The following is a 20,910-nucleotide window of genomic DNA, read 5'->3' on the forward strand; positions in this document are numbered from 1 at the left end:
CCCCGTGGTGCGTGCGAGACGTGGGCGGCGGGTGAGGGCTGGGCTCGCGGTCGTGACCGCGGCCTTGACGGTGGCGTTCACCGGGGTGGCGGGCGGGGCGAGCGCCGCCGCGCCCCGGGCCGCCGGTGCCACACCGCTGCCGCCCGACCTGGAGGCGGTCCGGGCGCAGCAGGCCGTCAAGCTCTACGGCGACCCGGCCGAGCGGCCCGTAGGGGAGCGGAAGACCTCGTTGATCTCGCTGGGGGACAGCGAGATCTCGGGCGAGGGCGTCGGGACCTACGAGCCGGGGACCGACGGGCCCGACAACTGGTGCCACCGGTCGCCGGACTCGGCGATCCACCGGACCGGGATCGCGGCGGATGTGACGTACAACGTCGCGTGCTCGGGCGCGTACAGCGGCAACATCGTGATCGGCGGGAGCAAGGAGTACGCCGACGAGCTGGTGCAGAGCGACAGCCTCGCGATCGCGGCCCGCAACACCCGGCTGAAGATGGTGCTGCTGGTGGCCGGGGCCAATGACGATCTGCAGTTCGGGCCGGTGATGACGGACTGCGTGGAGCGCTGGTTCCTGCTGCAGGGCACCTGTGAGCCGAAGTACCAGCCGGGCTGGCAGGCGCGGGTGGACGGACTGGTGCCGAAGGTCGAGCGGACGGTCGGCGATCTGCGGACCGTGATGCGCGACGCCGGGTACGCGGACGGCGACTACCGGCTCGTGGTGATGTCGTATCCGAGCCCGATCGGGCCGGACATGGAGGACAACCCCCACTACCCGGGGAAGCTGCCGGGCGGCTGCACCGGCTACACCTCGGACGCGGCCTGGGGCCGCAATGCCGCGGTGCCGGCCTTCGAGCGGGGCGTGCGCAAGGCCGCCCGGGACTCCGGGGCGACCTATCTCGACGCCTCGCGGCTGTTCCACGGGCACGAGGTGTGCATGGAGGAGACCTGGGCCCGCGGGCTGTATGTGAACCTCTCCAACCCCTTCCCGCCGAACGCGAATTCGGTGCGGCAGTCCTTCCATCCGAACGCGCGCGGGCACGGCGCGTTCGCCGCCTGTCTGACCCAGCTGTACGCGGCGCCGGGGCTGCGCGAGGCGTCCTGCGCGGATGTGGCCAGCACCGGGCGGCCGAAGCTGTACGCGGGGGCCTGGGACGACGCCTACCGGCCGCTGAAGAACGCCGGTACGGGCAGCTGTGTGGACGCCACGGGCGGCTCCAGCCGCAACGGCACGGCGGTCGGCGGCTGGGACTGCAACGGGCAGCGCCATCAGGACTGGTGGTACGACGACGAGCAGGGGTCGGTGCATGTGGGGCTGACCCAGGACCGGTGCCTGGACGTGCCGGGCGCGCGCTATGAGGCCGGCGCCGGGCTGGTGCTGTGGAACTGCTCGGGCGCGGCGAACCAGCGGTTCCAGCGGGCGGACGGCGCATCGATCCGGCCGGCCGCGGCGCCGTCGCTGTGCCTGACGCTGGGCGGGGCGAAGGAGCCGCTCAGGCTGCAGGCGTGCGACGGATCGGCGAAGCAGCGGTTCGCCTGAGGCCGGTCCGGTTCGCCTGAGGCCGGTCCGGTGGGGGCAGGCTCGCCCCGGGGCCCGTCCGGTGGATCAGGGGCCGTGGTACGTCGAAGGGGCCCGTCCCGGAGTCGAGTGCTCCGGGACGGGCCCCTGACGTGGCCGGGTCGGGCCTACAGCGTGCCGAGCTTGACCAGGGCCAGCAGCGCCACCAGCTGGATGGCGGAGGCGCCCAGGGCCTTGGGCCAGGGCAGGTCGTGCGACTTGCTGATCATGGACGTCAGCAGATAGCCGGTCGCGAGCCAGGTCAGCCAGCCCAGGACCTGGACCAGGGCGGAGTCGCCGCCGAGGAACATCGCGAACAGCAGGCGGGGGGCGTCCGGGATCGTCATGATCAGCATGGACAGGCCGACGGTCGGCTGCCAGGCGCCGTCGCCGCCGAGCTGGCGGGCCATGGTGTGGGTGACCGCGCCCAGGATCAGGCTGCCGACGATGAACATGGCGGCCGTGATCAGCACCCAGGGGATGCTGTTGGAGAGCGTGGCGTTGAGCACGTCCTCGCGGGCCTTGTCGAAGCCGAAGATCGCGAGCAGGCCGTAGACGAAGGCGACGATCAGCGCCGGGGCCCAGACCGAGTGGTCGCGCATCTGCCAGAACGTGGCGTCGGGGCGCAGCACGATGCCGGGCAGCAGCTGCTTCCAGTGCAGCCGGGGGCCGGCCGGCGGCGCGGCGGACTGGCCGGCGCGGTACGTGCCGCCGGCCGCGTACTCGCCGTCGCCGTACTGGTCGGAGGGGGCGCCGTAGGCGTCCGGGGCCTCACCGATGCTGAACTGCCGGGTGGCACCCGGGTTGTTGTCCTGGGCGTACGGCGCGTAGGACTGCTGCTGGGGCTCGTAGCCGCCGTCGCCGAAGTACTCCGGCTCGCCGTACTGCCCCTGCGGCTGCGGCCGCCCCTGCGGGCCACCGCCGTACTGCTGCGGCGCCTGCTGCCACTGCCCATGCGGTGGTGGGGGCTGCTGCCCGTACGGTCCCTGCTGTCCGTACGGGGCCTGCTGCCCCTGCTGTCCGTTCTGCGCGGAGCGGGCATCCCGTCCGCGACCCATCCTGAATCCAGCCACGTCTTCGAAAGTACCTGGTCCGCGCGGAACACGTGGACGAGCCGGGGCATCGGGAGGGGGTTTGCTGCGGAGCTGTGACATCCCCTAGGGGGACCCCGGAGGGGTACGGCGCCGGGTGCGGAGGCCGGCGGCCACCGGGCGGGCGCCGATGCGGGATGCGCCGGGCTTCCCGGATACGCCGACGGCCGGCCCCCCGTACCTCTGGGGGACCGGCCGCCGGTCAACGCTCCTACGGGCGCCGCTACTTCACCGGCTCGGGCTCCGGAGCCGTCTCCGACTCCTCGTCACCCGCCGGATCGATGGGGGTCTTGACGGAGTCCAGCAGCAGCTGGGCGACGTCGACGACCTGGATCGACTCCTTCGCCTTGCCGTCGTTCTTCTTGCCGTTGACGGAGTCCGTCAGCATCACGAGGCAGAAGGGGCAGGCCGTCGAGACGATGTCGGGGTTGAGGGAGAGGGCCTCGTCGACACGCTCGTTGTTGATGCGCTTGCCGATCCGCTCCTCCATCCACATGCGGGCACCGCCGGCGCCGCAGCAGAAGCCGCGCTCCTTGTGGCGGTGCATCTCCTCGTTCCGCAGGCCCGGCACCTTGGCGATGATCTCGCGCGGCGGGGTGTAGACCTTGTTGTGGCGGCCCAGGTAGCAGGGGTCGTGGTAGGTGATGAGCCCCTCGACCGGGGTGACGGGGATGAGCTTGCCCTCGTCGATGAGGTGCTGCAGCAGCTGCGTGTGGTGGATCACCTCGAACTCGCCGCCCAGCTGGGGGTACTCGTTCGCGATGGTGTTGAAGCAGTGCGGGCAGGTCGCGACGATCTTCTTCTTGGCCTTCGGCTTCTTCGTCGACTCGTCCTCCGAGTCCTCGCCGAAGGCCGTGTTCAGCATCTCGACGTTCTGCTGACCGAGCTGCTGGAAGAGGAACTCGTTGCCCAGGCGGCGGGCCGAGTCACCGGTGCACGCCTCGTCGCCGCCCATGATCGCGAACTTCACGCCCGCGATGTGCAGCAGCTCGGCGAACGCCTTGGTGGTCTTCTTCGCCCGGTCCTCCAGGGCGCCCGCGCAGCCGACCCAGTACAGGTAGTCGACCTCGGTGAGGTCCTCGATGTCCTTGCCGACGACCGGGACCTCGAAGTCGACCTCCTTGGTCCAGGCGAGGCGCTGCTTCTTGGCCAGGCCCCAGGGGTTGCCCTTCTTCTCCAGGTTCTTGAGCATCGTGCCCGCCTCGGACGGGAACGAGGACTCGATCATGACCTGGTAGCGGCGCATGTCGACGATGTGGTCGACGTGCTCGATGTCGACCGGGCACTGCTCGACGCAGGCGCCGCAGGTGGTGCAGGACCACAGCACGTCCGGGTCGATGACGCCGTTCTCCTCCAGCGTCCCGATCAGCGGACGCTCGGCCTCGGCCAGCGCCGCCGCGGGCACGTCCTTGAGCTGCTCCTCGGTGGCCTGCTCCGTGCCCTCCATGTCCTTGCCGCCGCCGGCGAGGAGGTAGGGGGCCTTGGCGTGCGCGTGGTCGCGCAGCGACATGATCAGCAGCTTCGGCGAGAGCGGCTTGCCGGTGTTCCAGGCGGGGCACTGCGACTGGCAGCGGCCGCACTCGGTGCAGGTGGAGAAGTCGAGGATGCCCTTCCAGGAGAAGTGCTCGATCTGCGAGACGCCGAACTGGTCGTCCTCGCCCGGGTCCTCGAAGTCGATCGGCTTGCCCTGGCTGGTCATCGGCTGCAGCGCGCCCAGCGCCACGTCGCCGGAGGACTCGCGCTTGAACCAGATGTTGGGGAAGGCCAGGAAGCGGTGCCAGGCGACACCCATGTCGGTCTTCAGGGCGACCGTGATCATCCAGATGAAGGAGGTCGCGATCTTCAGGCCGGCGAAGAAGTAGGTGAGGTTCTGGAGCGTGGAGACGTCCATCCCCTCCAGCCACGAGACCACCGGGTAGGAGACGAAGAACGAGGCTTCGTAGCCGTCCACGTGGTGCTGGGCGCCTTCGAGCGCGTGCAGCATAAAGATGCAGACGCCGACGATGAGGATCACGGCCTCGACGAAGTACGCCTGGCCGATGTTGGAGCCCGCGAAGCGGGACTTGCGGCCCGGCTTGTCCGGCCGGTTCAGCTGCCGGATGACGATCAGGGTCAGGATGCCCAGCGCCGTCATCGTGCCGAGGAACTCGACGAAGACGTTGTACGGCGTCCAGTCGCCGATGATCGGCAGGAGCCAGTCGGCCTTGAAGAGCTGCCCGATGGCGTTGACGATCGTCAGCAGGAGCGAGAAGAAGCCCACCGCCACGAACCAGTGCGCCACACCGACGATGCCCCAGCGGTTCATCCGGGTGTGGCCGAGGAACTCCTTGACCACGGTGACGGTGCGCTGCGTGGGATCGTCGGTGCGGGTGCCGGCGGGTACGGGCTGGCCTAGCCGCATGAAGCGGTAGATCTGCAGGATGGCGCGGCCGAACAGCGCGACGCCGACCGCGATTAGGACCAGCGACACGATGATCGCGGCGAGTTGCATGACGGGCTCCTCGAACCTGCGAGAGCGGAAGACTTGAGAAAGCTGAGCGGTAACTACTAAGCGGTAACTTTTTAGTTCTGCGGCTGAGGTTACCCATTCTCCCGGGCGCCATGAAGCCGCCCGGCCGGTGATCTGTGTCGCCAAGGCAACCCTGTGCGGCGCCCCGACGTCTTCGCCGACGGCCGGGTGAGGATAAGGGCGACATAAAAGTTGAGCGGCTCAGGCTCAGGTCTGTTGACAGGTTTTTCTTGGTGTTGCACTCTTGAGCCTGTTCCACTCAAGTCAGCTGGAGGAATCGAAATGGCACGTGCGGTCGGCATCGACCTGGGTACGACGAACTCCGTCGTCAGTGTTCTCGAGGGCGGTGAGCCCACCGTCATCACCAACGCCGAGGGCGCCAGGACCACGCCGTCCGTCGTCGCCTTCGCCAAGAACGGCGAGGTGCTGGTCGGCGAGGTCGCGAAGCGCCAGGCGGTCACCAACGTCGACAGGACCATCCGGTCGGTCAAGCGCCACATGGGCACCGACTGGAAGATCGGCATCGACGGCAAGGACTTCAACCCGCAGCAGATGAGCGCCTTCATCCTGCAGAAGCTCAAGCGGGATGCCGAGGCGTATCTGGGCGAGAAGGTTGTCGACGCGGTCATCACCGTTCCGGCCTACTTCAACGACTCCGAGCGCCAGGCCACCAAGGAGGCCGGTGAGATCGCGGGCCTCAACGTCCTGCGCATCGTCAACGAGCCCACCGCGGCCGCCCTGGCCTACGGCCTGGAGAAGGACGACCAGACCATTCTGGTCTTCGACCTCGGTGGCGGCACCTTCGACGTCTCGCTGCTGGAGATCGGCGACGGCGTCGTCGAGGTGAAGGCCACCAACGGTGACAACCACCTCGGTGGTGACGACTGGGACCAGCGCGTCGTCGACTACCTGGTCAAGCAGTTCGCCAACGGCCACGGCGTCGACCTGTCCAAGGACAAGATGGCGCTGCAGCGTCTGCGCGAGGCCGCGGAGAAGGCGAAGATCGAGCTGTCGTCCTCGACCGAGACGACGATCAACCTTCCCTACATCACCGCCTCCGCCGAGGGCCCGCTGCACCTGGACGAGAAGCTCACCCGCTCGCAGTTCCAGCAGCTGACCGCGGACCTGCTCGACCGCTGCAAGACCCCGTTCCACAACGTCATCAAGGACGCCGGCATCCAGCTGTCCGAGATCGACCACGTGGTCCTGGTCGGCGGCTCGACCCGTATGCCGGCCGTCGCCGAGCTCGTCAAGGAGCTGACCGGCGGCAAGGACGCCAACAAGGGCGTCAACCCCGACGAGGTCGTCGCCATCGGCGCCACCCTCCAGGCCGGTGTCCTCAAGGGCGAGGTCAAGGACGTCCTGCTGCTGGACGTCACCCCGCTGTCCCTCGGTATCGAGACCAAGGGCGGCATCATGACCAAGCTCATCGAGCGGAACACGACGATCCCGACCAAGCGCTCGGAGATCTTCACCACCGCCGAGGACAACCAGCCCTCCGTGCAGATCCAGGTCTACCAGGGCGAGCGCGAGATCGCGGCGTACAACAAGAAGCTCGGGATGTTCGAGCTGACCGGCCTGCCGCCGGCCCCGCGCGGCGTCCCGCAGATCGAGGTCTCCTTCGACATCGACGCCAACGGCATCATGCACGTGACCGCCAAGGACCTGGGCACGGGCAAGGAGCAGAAGATGACCGTCACCGGCGGCTCCTCGCTGCCGAAGGACGAGGTCGACCGGATGCGCCAGGAGGCCGAGCAGTACGCGGACGAGGACCACCGCCGCCGCGAGGCCGCCGAGACCCGCAACCAGGGCGAGCAGCTGGTCTACCAGACCGAGAAGTTCCTCAAGGACAACGAGGACAAGGTCCCCGGTGAGGTCAAGACCGAGGTCGAGGAGGCCGTCGCCGAGCTGAAGGAGAAGCTCAAGGGCGAGGACACCGCGGAGATCCGCACCGCCACCGAGAAGGTCGCGGCCGTCTCCCAGAAGCTCGGCCAGGCCATGTACGCCGACGCCCAGGCCGCGCAGGCCGGTGCCGGTGCCGAGGGCGCCGCTCCGGGTGCCGAGCAGGCCAAGGCCGAGGACGACGTCGTGGACGCCGAGATCGTCGACGACGAGAAGCCCAAGGACGCCAAGGGTGGTGCCGCGTGACGGAGGAGACCCCGGGTTTCGAAGAGAAGCCTGACGTCCCCTCTGACGCCGCTCCCGAAGACGCGGCGCAGGAGGCCGAGTCCGCCGACAAGGCGGGCTCGGCCCCGGCCGGGGACGTACAGGACGTAGCGCTCCAGGCGCAGCTGGACCAGGTGCGTACGGCGCTCAACGAGCGCACGGCGGACCTCCAGCGCCTCCAGGCGGAGTACCAGAACTACCGCCGCCGGGTGGAGCGGGACCGGGTCACGGTCAAGGAGATCGCCGCGGCGAACCTCCTGTCCGAGCTGCTTCCCGTGCTCGACGACGTCGGCCGGGCCCGCGAGCACGGTGAACTGGTCGGCGGCTTCAAGTCGGTGGCCGAATCGCTGGAGACCGTGGTCGCCAAGCTCGGTCTGCAGCAGTTCGGCAAGGAGGGTGAGCCCTTCGACCCGACGATCCACGAGGCGCTGATGCACTCGTACGCGCCGGATGTCACCGAGACGACGTGCGTTGCGATCCTGCAGCCCGGGTATCGCATCGGTGAGCGCACGATCCGCCCCGCGCGGGTCGCCGTCGCCGAGCCGCAGCCGGGCGCGCAGAGCGCCAAGTCCGGATCCGAGGACGAGGCCAAGCCCTCGGACGAGGAGAGCGGTGGCCCGGACGAGGGCTGACGTGAGGACCGACCAGAAAACCGCAGGAAAGGAGGGACGTCGGGGATGAGCACCAAGGACTTCGTCGAGAAGGACTACTACAAGGTCCTCGGCGTCCCCAAGGACGCCACCGAAGCGGAGATCAAGAAGGCGTACCGCAAGCTGGCCCGGGAGAACCACCCGGACGCCAACAAGGGCGACGCCAAGGCTGAGGAGCGCTTCAAGGAGATCTCCGAGGCCAACGACGTCCTGGGCGACGCCAAGCGCCGCAAGGAGTACGACGACGCCCGGGCGCTGTTCGGCAACGGCGGCTTCCGCCCCGGCCCCGGCGGGGGCGGCGGCAGCTTCAACTTCGACCTGGGCGACCTCTTCGGGGGTTCGGGCGGAGCCGGCAGCGCCGGGGGCTTCGGCGGCGGGCTCGGGGACGTCTTCGGCGGCCTGTTCAACCGCGGTGGCGCGGGTACGCGTACCCAGCCGCGGCGCGGCCAGGACATCGAGTCCGAGGTGACGCTCAGCTTCACCGAGGCGGTCGACGGGGCCACGGTTCCGCTGCGGATGTCCAGCCAGGCGCCCTGCAAGGCGTGCTCGGGCACCGGCGACAAAAACGGTACGCCCAGGGTCTGCCCGACCTGTGTGGGCACCGGCCAGGTCAGCCGGGGCGCGGGCGGCGGCTTCTCGCTGACCGACCCGTGCGCCGACTGCAAGGGCCGGGGCCTGATCGCCCAGGACGCCTGCGAGGTCTGCAAGGGCAGCGGGCGCGCGACGAGCGCCCGCACGATGCAGGTCCGCATCCCCGCGGGCGTGTCCGACGGGCAGCGCATCCGGCTGCGCGGCAAGGGCGCCCCGGGCGAGCAGGGCGGCCCGGCCGGCGATCTGTACGTCGTCGTGCATGTCGGCGGCCATCCGGTCTTCGGCCGCAAGGGCGACAACCTCACCGTCACGGTACCGGTCACGTTCCCGGAGGCCGCGCTCGGCGGCGAGGTGAAGGTGCCGACGCTGGGCGGCCCGCCGGTCACGCTGAAGCTGCCGGCCGGCACCCCCAACGGACGCACGATGCGGGCCCGCGGCAAGGGCGCGGCCCGTAAGGACGGCACCCGGGGTGATCTGCTGGTCACCATAGAGGTGCTGGTCCCCAAGGACATCAGCGACCAGGCGAGGGAAGCGCTGGAGTCCTATCGCGAGGCGACCGCGGGCGACGACCCGCGGGCGGAGCTGTTCCAGGCCGCGAAGGGAGACTGAGATGGACAGCCGGGGCGGGCAGCGTCGTAACCCGTATGAACTGACCGATGAGTCGCCGGTGTACGTCATCTCCGTCGCGGCTCAGCTCTCCGGCCTGCATCCGCAGACCCTGCGCCAGTACGACCGGCTGGGGCTGGTCTCGCCCGACCGCACGGCCGGGCGGGGCCGCCGCTATTCGGCCCGGGACATCGAACTGCTCCGTACGGTGCAGCAGTTGTCCCAGGACGAGGGCATCAACCTCGCCGGCATCAAGCGCATCATCGAGCTGGAGAACCAGGTCGCGGCCCTGCAGCAGCGGGTCGCCGAGCTGCAGGGCGCCCTGGAGGGCGCGGCCAGCGCGATGCGGCAGCGGGAGGCGGCGGTGCATGCCTCCTACCGGCGCGATCTGGTGCCCTATCAGGACGTCCAGCAGACCAGTGCGCTGGTGGTGTGGCGGCCCAAGCGGTCCGAGTAGCGGACGGCCGGGGCGCGCCCCGCATCTACGTGGCGAAAAGGGCCGGGTGATCCCGGCCCTTTTTGTCATCTGGGTGAGTGTGCCCGCCCGTGCGCCGGGCCGGTCAGCAGCCGTTGTACCCGGCCGTCGGCATCGACAGCCGCCGGTGCACCTGCGACTTCATCGCCAGTGTGTAGACCGGCTCGTCGAGGTCGGCGGTCTCCAGCCGTACCCCGGCCGCCGCGCAGCGTGCGGAGAACTCCTCGGCGCCGTCGATGGCGTACTCCAGGGCCCGGCGGTTGGGCGTGACGAACACATCGACCAGGCCCTCTTCGACGTCCCGCCACAGCGCGCGGTGGTCGGCGCGCAGCTGGTGCAGGCTGAGCTGGCAGGTCAGGTGGTAGTCACGGGCCGCCGCCCACTGCTTGCACATGTCGTGCTGGCTGCGGTCGTCGACCAGGAACGGATCCTCGTCCAGCTCGGACAGCGGCATCAGGCAGGCGATCGCCGTGACTCGGACCGAGTTCATCGTGCCCTCCGGGGCGTGGCGACTGTGGGGGCGACGATACCCCCGAGGGCGGCCCGTGGTGGAGGGGCTGTGCCGGGCGGCGAGGCGTAACCGCAGGCGTGGCAGATCTTCCAGCCGTCCTGGTTCACGGCGAGTTGGCCACCGCAGCGCGGGCAGAGCTCGGCGTGCGGGCGTGGTGGGGTGGCGCGCGGTGGGCGCGGAACGGTCGTGACGATGCTCAATGCCGACGCCATACGGCCTCCAGCTGCCGTCTCATGCACGGGACAGGTCCGATCCCGCCCGGTCATTGCGCGGAGCTGTTCGGTTTCCTGTCGTACCTGGGTACCAGTAGGGCGGTTGTCGTCTGCTGTGGAGGGTGTGTTTCCGGCCAGGTCCGGACCGGGGTGTGCGCGGTGCGGGTACGGGCTCTCAGGCCCGCCCCATCGCCCTGGTCACCGCGATCTCGATCATGACCCGATCGGGGTTCGGCGTCGGCGTCCGCCCGTACCGTTCGGCGTACCTGCGCACCGCGTCGGCCACCGTCTCCGCGTCCGTACGCACCCGGGCGACGCCCTCCAGGGTCGCCCAGCGCCCCTTGTCGACCTGGCACACGGCGACGGTCGCACCGTCCGCCCCGGCGGCGAGGACGTTCTTGACCTTGGTGCTGTCCTTGCGGGTGATGACCCGCGCGATCCGCTGCCCGGCGTCGTAGGTGACGCCCACGGGGACGACGTGCGGCGTCCCGTCCGCACGCAGCGTGGTGAGCGTCGGCATCAGGTACTCGCCCCAGAAGGCGAGGTACTCGGGCGTGAGGGCGGAGAGGTCGTGGGCCATGGGGGCCAGCGTAGAGGGGCGGCCGCGGCCCATGGCCTGGGTGGGGTCAGAGGAAGTCGGCCGTCTCCAGGTCGAAGGAGAAGGGGGCGGGGAGGGGGAGGGGTTTGCCGAAGGGCCTGGTGTGGAGCTCGCGATAGTCCCCGTCCTTCGGATCGCCGAAGAGCGTGACCGAGGACTTGCCGCGGACGACCAGCAGGTAGAGCGGAATGTCGGCGCGGGCGTAAGCCTGGCGCTTGGCGACACGGTCCTTGTCCGGTCTGCTGGACGTCACTTCGACGACCAAGGCCACTCCGTCGCTCCGCATCCAGGGTGGGGCTCCCCGGAAGAGGCGGAGCCTGCGGGGGGCGATGGTGGCGTCGGGGATCACGTGATCCACGGGATGGCCGTCTGGACTGGAGAGGGTGAGTCCCTTGTAGCCCGAGATCTGCATGGCGCTTTCGGATTCCCTGTGCACCTGCTCGTTGATGATGCTCAGGTAGTCCTCGTGGTCGCCATCGGTCGGCGGTGACACAACAATCTCCCCCTCGATGAGCTCGGCCCGGAAGCCCGGCGGGGTTTCCAAGGCCAGAAAGCCGTCCAGGAGGGTCTCCGCGTCCGTCACCATCGGCTCGTGTGCCATAGCCGTCATGCCACCTCCTTGTGGTCGAAGGCCAGTGTCACCAGGCGGCCAGGGCGGGGAAGCATTGTTCGGTCCGCTTCACCCGTACGGGCGGCCTTGAGTGGAATAGACTCAACTTACTGCACGTTAGTACCTGCAAGAAGACGTGTCGGAACAGCACACACAGGGAGGACACCGGGCCGTGGACGCCGAGCTGACCAACAAGAGCCGGGAGGCGCTGAGCGCCGCCAATGACCGGGCGATCACCGCCGGGCATGCGGACATGACGTCCGCGCATCTCCTGCTGGCGCTGCTGGCCGGGCAGGACAACGAGAACATCATGGACCTGCTGGCGGCCGTCGAGGCGGACGCCGCCGTGCTGCGCAACGGCGCCGAGCGCCAGCTCGCCGCGCTGCCCAGCGTGCAGGGCTCGACGGTCGCCCCGCCGCAGCCGGACCGCGAGCTGCTCGGCGCGATCGCGGACGCGACCCAGCGGGCCAAGGAGCTGGGCGACGCCTATGTCTCGACCGAGCATCTGCTGATCGGGATCGCGGCCAAGGGCGGCCGCACCGGCGAGCTGCTGGAGCAGCAGGGCGCCTCCGCCAAGAAGCTGCTGGCCGCCTTCGAGGCGAGCCGGGGCGGCCAGCGGGTGACCAACGCCGACCCGGAGGGCACGTACAAGGCGCTGGAGAAGTTCGGTACGGACTTCACCGCGGCCGCTCGCGAGGGCAAGCTCGACCCGGTCATCGGCCGGGACCACGAGATCCGCCGGGTGGTGCAGGTGCTCTCCCGCCGGACGAAGAACAACCCGGTGCTGATCGGCGAGCCGGGCGTCGGCAAGACCGCCGTCGTCGAGGGCCTGGCCCAGCGGATCGTCAAGGGCGATGTGCCCGAGTCGCTGCGCAACAAGCGGCTGGTCGCGCTCGACCTGGGGGCGATGGTCGCGGGCGCGAAGTACCGCGGTGAGTTCGAGGAGCGGCTGAAGACCGTCCTGGCGGAGATCAAGTCCAGCGACGGCCAGATCATCACCTTCATCGACGAGCTGCACACGGTCGTCGGCGCGGGCGCCGGCGGCGACTCGTCCATGGACGCCGGCAACATGCTCAAGCCGATGCTGGCCCGCGGCGAGCTGCGGATGGTCGGTGCGACGACGCTCGACGAGTACCGCGAGCGGATCGAGAAGGACCCGGCGCTGGAGCGGCGCTTCCAGCAGGTGCTGGTCGCCGAGCCGACCGTCGAGGACACGGTGGCCATCCTGCGCGGTCTCAAGGGCCGCTACGAGGCGCACCACAAGGTGCAGATCGCCGACTCCGCCCTGGTCGCCGCCGCCACCCTCTCCGACCGCTACATCACCTCCCGCTTCCTGCCCGACAAGGCGATCGACCTCGTCGACGAGGCTGCCTCCCGGCTCCGTATGGAGATCGACTCCTCGCCCGTGGAGATCGACGAGCTCCAGCGCGCCGTCGACCGCCTGAAGATGGAGGAGCTGGCGCTCAAGAACGAGACCGACGCCGGCTCCGTCCAGCGGCTGGAGAAGCTGCGCAAGGACCTCGCCGACAAGGAGGAGGAGCTGCGCGGCCTGACCGCCCGCTGGGAGAAGGAGAAGCAGGGCCTCAACAGGGTCGGTGAGCTGAAGGAGAAGCTCGACGACCTGCGCGGCCAGGCCGAGCGCGCCCAGCGCGACGGCGACTTCGACACCGCCTCCAAGCTGCTCTACGGCGAGATCCCGGCCGTCGAGCAGGAGCTGGAGGCCGCGGCCGCCGCCGAGGCCGAGCAGGAGGCGTCCAAGGAGTCCATGGTCAAGGAGGAGGTCGGCCCGGACGACATCGCCGATGTGGTCGGCTCCTGGACCGGTATCCCGGCGGGCCGCCTGCTGGAGGGCGAGACCCAGAAGCTGCTGCGCATGGAGGACGAGCTCGGCCGGCGGCTGATCGGCCAGTCCGAGGCCGTACGCGCGGTCTCCGACGCGGTGCGGCGTACCCGCGCCGGGATCGCCGACCCGGACCGCCCCACCGGCTCGTTCCTCTTCCTCGGCCCGACCGGCGTCGGCAAGACCGAGCTGGCCAAGGCGCTCGCGGACTTCCTCTTCGACGACGAGCGGGCGATGGTCCGGATCGACATGTCGGAGTACGGCGAGAAGCACTCCGTCGCCCGCCTGGTGGGCGCGCCGCCCGGATACGTCGGCTACGAGGAGGGCGGCCAGCTCACCGAGGCCGTACGCCGCCGCCCGTACTCCGTCGTCCTCCTGGACGAGGTGGAGAAGGCCCACCACGAGGTCTTCGACATCCTGCTCCAGGTGCTCGACGACGGACGGCTCACGGACGGCCAGGGCCGCACGGTCGACTTCCGCAACACCATCCTGATCCTCACCTCCAACCTCGGCTCCGCCTTCCTGATGGACCCGCTGCTGAAGGAGGACGAGAAGCGGGAGAAGGTGCTGGAGACGGTCCGGTCCTCGTTCCGGCCCGAGTTCCTCAACCGGCTCGACGACGTGGTGGTCTTCCACCCGCTCGGCACGGACCAGCTGCAGCGGATCGCCCGGCTCCAGCTCGACCACCTCCAGCGCCGCCTGGGCGAGCGCCGTCTGACGCTGGACGTCACCGACCGCGCCCTGACCTGGCTCGCCTGGCTCGGCCAACAGCCGGTCGACGGTGCGCCGGCCCCCGACATGTCCTACGGGGCGCGCCCCCTGCGCCGCCTGGTCCAGACGGCCATCGGCGACCAGCTCGCCCGCGCCATCCTGGCGGGTGACGTGCTGGACGGGGACACCGTGCGGGTGGATGTCGACGGTGATCGGCTGTCGGTGCTGCCGGTGCGCGAAGGGGCGGCCTGAGCTGCGCGGACGGCCCGTCGGCGGGTCCGGCGGGCCGTCCCGGGTGCCTGATCGTGCCGCCGGATCGTTGCCTTGAGCGACACCTTGCCCGCACCCGGCCCTCCGGGGTTGCCAGGACGGGGCGGATGTGGGGGAGGATGGCAAGGACCATACGAAGGGAATTCCACGGTGAGCATCGACCCGTCCTCGATTCCGAATTTCGGGGGCCAGCCCGAACCCGAGCCGTCGGGGCCTGATGGTCCCGTCGTGCCAGACCAGGACCTGGTCAAGCAGCTCCTCGACCAGATGGAGCTGAAGTACGTAGTCGACGAGGAGGGTGACCTCGCCGCCCCGTGGGAGCAGTTCCGCACGTACTTCATGTTCCGGGGCGAGGAGGAGCAGCAGATCTTCTCCGTCCGTACGTTCTACGACCGTGCCCACGGCATCGACGAGAAGTCGAAGCTGCTGGAGGCGATCGACGACTGGAACCGCCGGACGCTGTGGCCCAAGGCCTACACCCACACCCATGACGACGGCACGGTCCGTCTGATCGGTGAGGCATCGATGCTGATCGGCACCGGCGTCTCGCTCGAACACTTCGTGTCGAGCACGGTCAGCTGGGTCCGCGCGTCGATCGAATTCGACAAGTGGATCGTCGAGCAGCTCGGCCTGGAGGCCGAGATCGAAGGCGACTCCGACGAGAAGCCGGGCGACGACGAGGCCTGAGCCCCGTACGTCCCACACCCACCCGGCTGCGAGGGCCCCGGAGCTGCCGGCTCCGGGGCCCTCGTCTGTCCGGCGGCCGGACTCAGAGCCGCTTGAGCCGTCCCGCCGCCTCCTCCAGCAGATCGACGCTCTTGCAGAAGGCGAAGCGGACGTACGGGGCGCCGCGGTCCTTGTGGTCGTAGAAGACGGCGTTGGGGATGGCGACGACGCCGGCGCGTTCGGGCAGGGCGCGGCAGAAGGCGAAGCCGTCCTTTTCGCCCAGGGGGCGGATGTCGGTGGTGATGAAGTACGTGCCCGAGGGGCGGAAGACCTGGAAGCCGGCGTCGGCCAGGCCGGTCGCCAGGATGTCGCGCTTGGCGCGCAGATCGTCGCGCAGGCCGGTGTAGTAGCCGTCGGGCAGGGCGAGGGCCTCGGCCACGGCGTACTGGAAGGGGCCGGCGGAGACGAAGGTGAGGAACTGCTTGGCGGAGCGGACCGCGCTCACCAGTTCCGGCGCCGCGGTGACCCAGCCGACCTTCCAGCCGGTGAAGGAGAAGGTCTTGCCGGCCGAGCCGATGGTGACGGTGCGGTCGCGCATCCCGGGGAAGGACGCCAGGGGCAGGTGCTCGCCCTCGAAGACCAGGTGCTCGTAGACCTCGTCGGTGATGACGAGGAGGTCGCGTTCCACCGCCAGCTCGGCGACGGCCGTGAGCTCGGCGCGGGTCAGGACCGTGCCGGTGGGGTTGTGCGGGGTGTTGAGCAGGATGAGGCGGGTGTCATCCGTGACGGCGTCGCGCAGCTCGTCGAGGTCGAGACGGTAGGTCGCGGATTCCGGATCGGCGTGCAGGGTCACCGGTACCCGCCGGCCGCCGGCCATCGCGATGCAGGCGGCGTAGGAGTCGTAGTACGGCTCCAGCGCGATGACCTCGTCGCCGGGCTCCAGCAGGGCGAGCAGCGAGGCCGCGATGGCCTCGGTCGCGCCGGCGGTGACCAGGACCTCGGTGTCGGGGTCGTACGACAGGCCGAGGTGGCCGTAGAAGCGCTCCTGGTGGGCGGCGACGGCGGTGCGCAGTTCGGGGACGCCGGGACCGGGCGGGTACTGGTTGCCGCGGCCGTCGCGCAGGGCACGGACCGCTGCCTCTCTGACCTCCTCCGGGCCGTCGGCGTCGGGGAAGCCCTGGCCGAGGTTGATGGAGCCGGTCCGTAGGGCGAGTGCTGACATCTCGGCGAAGATCGTGGTGCCGAATTCGGCGAGGCGGCGGTTGAGCAGCGGTCGGTCCATGCGCGCCATCCTCCGCCGAACCTCTGGACTTCCTCAACTGTGCTTTGAGACTCCCGGGCCCGGGCATCAGCCCCGCATACAGGACTGAGACGGCCGTCGACGAGGACGGCCGGCGGCGCGGACGGCGCCGCGAGCGGGGCAACGGGGCGCCGGCTGGAGCGATGCGCCCCCACTGCCTGAACGGCGTGGGAGGCGCCCCCACGCTTCGGGGGACGGAAAGGGAGTGTGAGGCAGATGGGGATCGTGGTTTTCCTGGTGATCTGTGCGGTGGTGATCGGGCTGGTGGCCCTGGCCTCGCGGAGCGGCACCGGCGGACGGAGCGGGAGCGGGTACCGCAAGTCGAGCGGTTCGAGCAGCGGCAGCTGGTGGGCCGCCGGCGGCGCGGGTTCGAGCGGCGGCCATCACGGGGGCGGGCACCACGGTGGCCACTCGTGCGGCGGCTCCTCCTGCGGCGGGGGCTCCTCCTCCTGCGGCGGCGGCGGTGGTGGTGGCTGCGGCGGTGGCGGCGGGGGTTGCTGAGCCGACGCGGCACCTTCGCACGGCGCTGACCGGACCGCCCGAAAGGGCCCGTTCAGCTGCACACATGCGGGTGGCTTGTGCCCCTGCGCATATGCGCCCGGCGGGCTCGGCGAAAGCGCCAACACCCGCTGGGCGTAAGAATGTTGAACAGTTGAACTGCATGGCCCTCTAGGGGATGGAAACCCGGCGAAGATGGGTAAAAACGCTGTGGGCGACCGGGCTTTCATGATTCCCTCTTCATAGAGAATCCCCCACGTTCTCCGATCCCACGTGGGCACGAGCCGGCAGGCAGACGTACATTCCTGATCCTTTTCGGGCGGGCCGGCCCACCCTTCCACTGCGTGCTTGCGGAGCCGACCCATGCTCACCACTTTGACGACGGCGTACACCGATACCCGTGCATCCGACCTGGCCTGGGCGCTGGGCAGGGAACCCCTGCCGGCCCTCGCCGTCCTCGATCTCCAACTCCATGGCGCCCAGGTGCAGTTGAGGCTGCTCGGCGCTTCTCACCAGGTGCTTCTCGAAGAGGAGCACGGCACCTGTTCCGAAACGGTCGCCTGTATGCCGGGCAGCAGCACCCCGCTGCCGCTCGGTGTGGCGAAGCGTCTGGGCGACTGGGAGTACGAATTCGCCGCGCATGTGGAGACGCTCTCGCGCGGCTCGTTCGCGGGCCGCGCACAGGAGTTGCTGGCGCTGGTCGCCGAGCATCCGCACGGCCTGGCCGGTACGTTCCCCGGCTCGCCGCACGCCTTCACCGCGATGCTGGCGCAGTGTCAGCAGGGGCAGGTGCGCTGGCGGACCTGGCACGCGTATCCGCAGGAGGGCCGCCTGGTGGCCACCCGTACCCGCGTGGGCGTACGCGCGGCGGTCGCGGCGGTCTAACGGGGCCCCGGCGAAAGCGACCAGCAGGGTCGGCGCCACCGGCGGTCGTGGAGGGAGCGGGGGCGAGGGGGCTGTGGCGCGCGCTAGGAGTGCGCGCCCAGGGCGCGGAGGTGCGTTGAGGCGCGTGCGGCATGGTGTGCGCCGGGCGCGCGGCGGGGACGCCCCGCTCTGCCCCACGCATCGACATCGCCCCAACTGACGCGTGTAGCCCGCAGAGTGCACTCGTGTGGGTGACCCAGAGGCGTCGAATCGTCACGTAGCGTTCATTTCATGATCGACCCGCCAGAGTCCGCTCTTACCGGAGCCCTCGGGCCGCCGGAGGCCATGACGCCGGCGCGACTTCCCGTGCCGGCCGGGCTCGGCAGGCTGCTGGTCCTCGCCGTGGTCTTCGTCTGCGCCGCCTGCGGTCTGGTCTACGAACTCGAACTGGTCGCGCTGGCAACGTACTTGGTCGGCGACTCGGTCACCCAGGCGTCGGTCGTGCTGTCCGTCATGGTCTTCGCGATGGGCGTCGGCGCGCTGCTCGCCAAGCGGCTGCGCTGCCGGGCCGCGGTCGGCTTCGGCGCGGTCGAGGCCGTCCTCGCGCTGGTCGGCGGCTGCTCCGCGATGGCGCTCTACGCCTGCTTCGCCTGGTACGGCCAGTCCCGCTCCGCGCTCGTCGGCTTCTCCCTGGCCATCGGCGTGCTGATCGGCGCCGAGGTGCCGCTGCTGATGACGCTGATCCAGCGGGTCCGCCGGCAGGACGCGGGCGGCGCGGTCGCCGACCTGTTCGCCGCGGACTACGTCGGTGCGCTCGTCGGCGGACTGGCCTTTCCCTTTCTGCTGCTGCCGCACTTCGGCCAGTTGACCGGCGCGCTGGTCACCGGCGCGATCAACGCGACGGCCGGCGGCGTGCTGGTGCTGTGGCTGTTCCGCCGCGATCTGACCGTCCGCGCCCGCTGGACGCTGCTCGGCGTCAACGTCCTGGTGCTCGCGCTGCTGGCTGCGGGGATGCTGCTGGCCACGCCGTTCGAACGCGCCGCCCGGCGGGCGGTGTACGGCTCGGCGGCGCGGGTCGCGGTGCAGACCGGCGTCCAGGAAGTGGTGATGACCGGGGGGACGGGGCCCGTAGTCGGTGCGGGGCGGGGGAGGAAAGGTTCCGGCCAGCCGCTGGAGCTGTATCTGGACGGGCGGTTGCGGGTCAGCGCCGACACCGAGTTCCGCTACCACGAGGCGCTGGTGCACCCGGCGCTGTCGGGCGGTCCGCACGCCCGGGTGCTGGTCCTGGGAGGGGGCGACGGCCTGGCGGTGCGCGAGATCCTCCGCCACGGCGGGGTCCGCTCGGTGACCGTCGTCGAACTCGACCCCGGCGTCGTGCGGTTGGCGCGCACCGACCCCGGGCTCTCCCGCCTCAACCAGCACTCGATGGACGATCCGCGGGTGCATGTGGTCACCGCCGACGCCTTCGACTGGCTGCGGCGGCAGGGCGTGCACGGCCGGCACCCGGCGCCGTATGACGTCATCGTCTCCGATCTCCCCGACCCCGGCATCACCGCCAGCACCAAGCTCTACTCCCAGGAGTTCTACGGCATGGCGGCGCGGATGCTGGCCCCCGACGGGCGGCTGGTGGTGCACGCCGGGCCGCCGGGCACACGGGCGCGGTCGTACTGGACGGTGGAGGCGACGGTGCGGTCGGTGGGCCTGGCGACGGTCCCGTACCGCCTGCCGGGCCGGCCCTCGGACGTCTCCGACGGCCCGGACCGCCTGGGCGGACCGGCCCGGTCGGCGGCCGCGGAGGAGCACACCGCCGCCCCGCCGCCCGGCGGGCCGCGCTACTGGGGCTTCGTACTGGCCGCCCGGCGCCCGCCGCGGTTCGTGCACCCCTCCGATGCGCCGCATCTGGGCGGCCTCACCGTCGATGAGCTGCTGGCCGGCCGGAGCGGGGCGGCCCGGGCCCGGATGCCCGGCCTGCGGGCGTCGACGCTGATGCACCCGCAATATCTGGACTGATACGACGGCCCGCCGTGCACGCGGGCCAAGGAGCCGCGGCAGGCCCCGGGGCGGGCGGACCCGACGCGAACACCGCCCACACCCGCCAGGGGGTCCCCTCGGCGCTGGAGAAGGAATTAGGCTCCCATGTCATGGAGCATGAGGTGTACGTTCCGTTTCCCGTCGGGACCGTGCGGCAGGCGCTCACCGAGCCTGAGCGGGTGGCGCGCTGCGTCCCGGGAGTCCAGCTCGACGCCGACGCGGCCCCGCACTGCCCCGAGGGCCGGCTGCGGCTGCGCATCGGAAGCTCCACCATCACCTATCGCGGCACGCTGACGGTCAGCAGCGCCGCGGACGACAGACCCGGCGAGGACGGCGCGCCCGCCACGGTGACCGTGGAGGCGAAGGGCACCGAGGCGCGGGGCGACGGCGCGGTCGTGCTGACGCTGGCCGTACGCCTCTCCCCGGCCACCGAGCCCGGGCCCGGCACGACCCTGGCCTGCGCCGGCACGCTGCACAGCGACGGCCGGCTCGCCGAGGTCGGCGACCAGGCCGCCCGGTCCGCGGGCCGCCGGCTGCTGGACCGCTTCGCGGAGAACCTGGCGGCGGATCTGCGGCAGCGGCCGCCGGCCGACGCCGACGACTCCGCCCGGCACGGCGTGTTCGACACCGAGGTGCCGCCGCCCTCCCTCGATCCGCTCAGCGACGAGGACGCCCTCGGAGCGGTGGACGACCTGGCCGCGAGGGACGACCTGGCCGCGGACGGCGCGGCGCAGGACGCGCACCCCGAGCACGCCTACGGCGAGGACACGGACGGCACCCCCGCGGAGGCCGCGCACGCCCGCCGCACGATGATCGGCCGCAGCGCGGAGGAGGTCGACCACGCCCCGCCCCGCGGCCGCTACGCGCCGGTGCCCGCCCCCGAGGCGAACAGCACCTCCGCGACCCTGCGCTGGGCCGCCCCGGCGGCGGCCGTGGTCCTGGCGTCGGCGGTGGTGGTGGGACGGGTGCTGCGGCGCCGTCGCTAGTCGCTGCGCTTGGGGGTGCTTCCCACGTTGTCGGCTGTCCCGCCGTGGGGGTTTCTCTGGGTTCGCCTGCGGCGGGCGGGGTCCGCTGCGCGGGGCTGTTCGGGTGCCGGTGGCGGTCCTCCGGGGCTGGGTGTCCGGACTGCTGCGCTTTACGTCCGGACACCCAGCCCCTC

Annotated in this window: 17 protein-coding genes; 11 read left to right on the forward strand and 6 right to left on the reverse strand. The window is 70.7% G+C overall.

The annotated features are described in order from the left end of the window. The first annotated feature begins 52 nt into the window (after positions 1 to 52). The gene (locus ACZ4NB_RS33775; protein WP_467666845.1) at positions 53 to 1,534 is read left to right on the forward strand and encodes a ricin-type beta-trefoil lectin domain protein; all 1,482 of its coding nucleotides are present in this window, start codon (positions 53 to 55) and stop codon (positions 1,532 to 1,534) included. Positions 1,535 to 1,680: 146 nt separating this feature from the next. Here ACZ4NB_RS33775 and ACZ4NB_RS33780 read toward each other — a convergent pair whose 3' ends face one another. Both ACZ4NB_RS33780 and ACZ4NB_RS33785 read right to left on the reverse strand, forming a co-directional pair. Then, positions 1,681 to 2,610 carry a Yip1 family protein gene (locus tag ACZ4NB_RS33780; protein ID WP_467666863.1) on the reverse strand — a complete coding sequence of 310 codons (930 nt, stop codon included), beginning with the start codon at positions 2,608 to 2,610 and terminating at the stop codon, positions 1,681 to 1,683. A 256-nt stretch (positions 2,611 to 2,866) separates the two neighbouring features. Then, entirely contained in the window at positions 2,867 to 5,134 is a 2,268-nt protein-coding gene (locus tag ACZ4NB_RS33785) for a (Fe-S)-binding protein (RefSeq protein WP_467666846.1), read from the reverse strand. Positions 5,135 to 5,434: 300 nt separating this feature from the next. Here ACZ4NB_RS33785 and dnaK point away from each other — a divergent pair, with 300 nt between their 5' ends. The 4 genes from dnaK to ACZ4NB_RS33805 are packed head-to-tail and all read left to right on the forward strand — an operon-like array spanning position 5,435 to position 9,622. Beyond that, positions 5,435 to 7,300, forward strand: coding sequence for a molecular chaperone DnaK (gene dnaK / locus ACZ4NB_RS33790; protein WP_467666847.1), 1,866 nt, complete (start codon positions 5,435 to 5,437; stop codon positions 7,298 to 7,300). Then, positions 7,297 to 7,950 carry a nucleotide exchange factor GrpE gene (grpE, locus tag ACZ4NB_RS33795; RefSeq protein WP_467666848.1) on the forward strand — a complete coding sequence of 218 codons (654 nt, stop codon included), beginning with the start codon at positions 7,297 to 7,299 and terminating at the stop codon, positions 7,948 to 7,950. The genes dnaK and grpE overlap by 4 nt, the downstream gene beginning before the upstream one ends. A 45-nt stretch (positions 7,951 to 7,995) precedes the next feature. After that, positions 7,996 to 9,168 carry a molecular chaperone DnaJ gene (gene dnaJ / locus ACZ4NB_RS33800; protein ID WP_467666849.1) on the forward strand — a complete coding sequence of 391 codons (1,173 nt, stop codon included), beginning with the start codon at positions 7,996 to 7,998 and terminating at the stop codon, positions 9,166 to 9,168. 1 nt (position 9,169) lies between these two features. Next, positions 9,170 to 9,622 carry a heat shock protein transcriptional repressor HspR gene (locus ACZ4NB_RS33805; RefSeq protein WP_384424016.1) on the forward strand — a complete coding sequence of 151 codons (453 nt, stop codon included), beginning with the start codon at positions 9,170 to 9,172 and terminating at the stop codon, positions 9,620 to 9,622. Positions 9,623 to 9,725: 103 nt separating this feature from the next. On the opposite strand, the gene ACZ4NB_RS33810 is transcribed toward ACZ4NB_RS33805, so the two are convergent. The 3 genes from ACZ4NB_RS33810 to ACZ4NB_RS33820 all read right to left on the reverse strand — a co-directional run bounded on the left by ACZ4NB_RS33810 (position 9,726) and on the right by ACZ4NB_RS33820 (position 11,571). Then, positions 9,726 to 10,130 carry a hypothetical protein gene (locus tag ACZ4NB_RS33810; RefSeq protein WP_467666850.1) on the reverse strand — a complete coding sequence of 135 codons (405 nt, stop codon included), beginning with the start codon at positions 10,128 to 10,130 and terminating at the stop codon, positions 9,726 to 9,728. Positions 10,131 to 10,538: 408 nt separating this feature from the next. Beyond that, positions 10,539 to 10,943 carry a pyridoxamine 5'-phosphate oxidase family protein gene (locus tag ACZ4NB_RS33815; RefSeq protein WP_467666851.1) on the reverse strand — a complete coding sequence of 135 codons (405 nt, stop codon included), beginning with the start codon at positions 10,941 to 10,943 and terminating at the stop codon, positions 10,539 to 10,541. Between the two features lie 46 nt (positions 10,944 to 10,989). Next, complete coding sequence (locus ACZ4NB_RS33820) at positions 10,990 to 11,571, reverse strand: Uma2 family endonuclease (RefSeq protein WP_467666852.1); 582 nt, start codon at positions 11,569 to 11,571, stop codon at positions 10,990 to 10,992. Positions 11,572 to 11,743: 172 nt separating this feature from the next. Here ACZ4NB_RS33820 and clpB point away from each other — a divergent pair, with 172 nt between their 5' ends. Further along, entirely contained in the window at positions 11,744 to 14,374 is a 2,631-nt protein-coding gene (gene clpB / locus ACZ4NB_RS33825) for an ATP-dependent chaperone ClpB (RefSeq protein ID WP_467666853.1), read from the forward strand. A 168-nt stretch (positions 14,375 to 14,542) separates the two neighbouring features. After that, positions 14,543 to 15,079 carry a YbjN domain-containing protein gene (locus ACZ4NB_RS33830; protein WP_085925552.1) on the forward strand — a complete coding sequence of 179 codons (537 nt, stop codon included), beginning with the start codon at positions 14,543 to 14,545 and terminating at the stop codon, positions 15,077 to 15,079. 82 nt (positions 15,080 to 15,161) lie between these two features. Here the strand turns inward: ACZ4NB_RS33830 and ACZ4NB_RS33835 are convergent, their stop codons facing one another. After that, the gene (locus tag ACZ4NB_RS33835; protein WP_467666854.1) at positions 15,162 to 16,340 is read right to left on the reverse strand and encodes a pyridoxal phosphate-dependent aminotransferase; all 1,179 of its coding nucleotides are present in this window, start codon (positions 16,338 to 16,340) and stop codon (positions 15,162 to 15,164) included. Positions 16,341 to 16,574: 234 nt separating this feature from the next. Between ACZ4NB_RS33835 and ACZ4NB_RS33840 the strand changes: the two genes are divergently transcribed. The 4 genes from ACZ4NB_RS33840 (at position 16,575) to ACZ4NB_RS33855 (ending at position 20,737) form a co-directional block, all read left to right on the forward strand. Next, on the forward strand, positions 16,575 to 16,859 hold the full coding sequence (locus ACZ4NB_RS33840; RefSeq protein WP_467666855.1) for a hypothetical protein: 285 nt from the start codon (positions 16,575 to 16,577) through the stop codon (positions 16,857 to 16,859). A 360-nt stretch (positions 16,860 to 17,219) separates the two neighbouring features. Beyond that, a complete protein-coding gene (locus ACZ4NB_RS33845; RefSeq protein WP_384424008.1) occupies positions 17,220 to 17,741 on the forward strand; it encodes a DUF2617 family protein in 522 nt (173 codons plus the stop codon). A gap of 270 nt (positions 17,742 to 18,011) precedes the next feature. Beyond that, the gene (locus tag ACZ4NB_RS33850) at positions 18,012 to 19,730 is read left to right on the forward strand and encodes a polyamine aminopropyltransferase (protein WP_467666856.1); all 1,719 of its coding nucleotides are present in this window, start codon (positions 18,012 to 18,014) and stop codon (positions 19,728 to 19,730) included. Positions 19,731 to 19,861: 131 nt separating this feature from the next. Continuing rightward, positions 19,862 to 20,737, forward strand: a complete 876-nt coding sequence (locus ACZ4NB_RS33855) for an SRPBCC domain-containing protein (protein ID WP_467666857.1) — start codon at positions 19,862 to 19,864, stop codon at positions 20,735 to 20,737. Positions 20,738 to 20,910 lie beyond the last annotated feature (173 nt).

This window comes from Streptomyces sp. NPDC026575 (genome assembly GCF_055567415.1).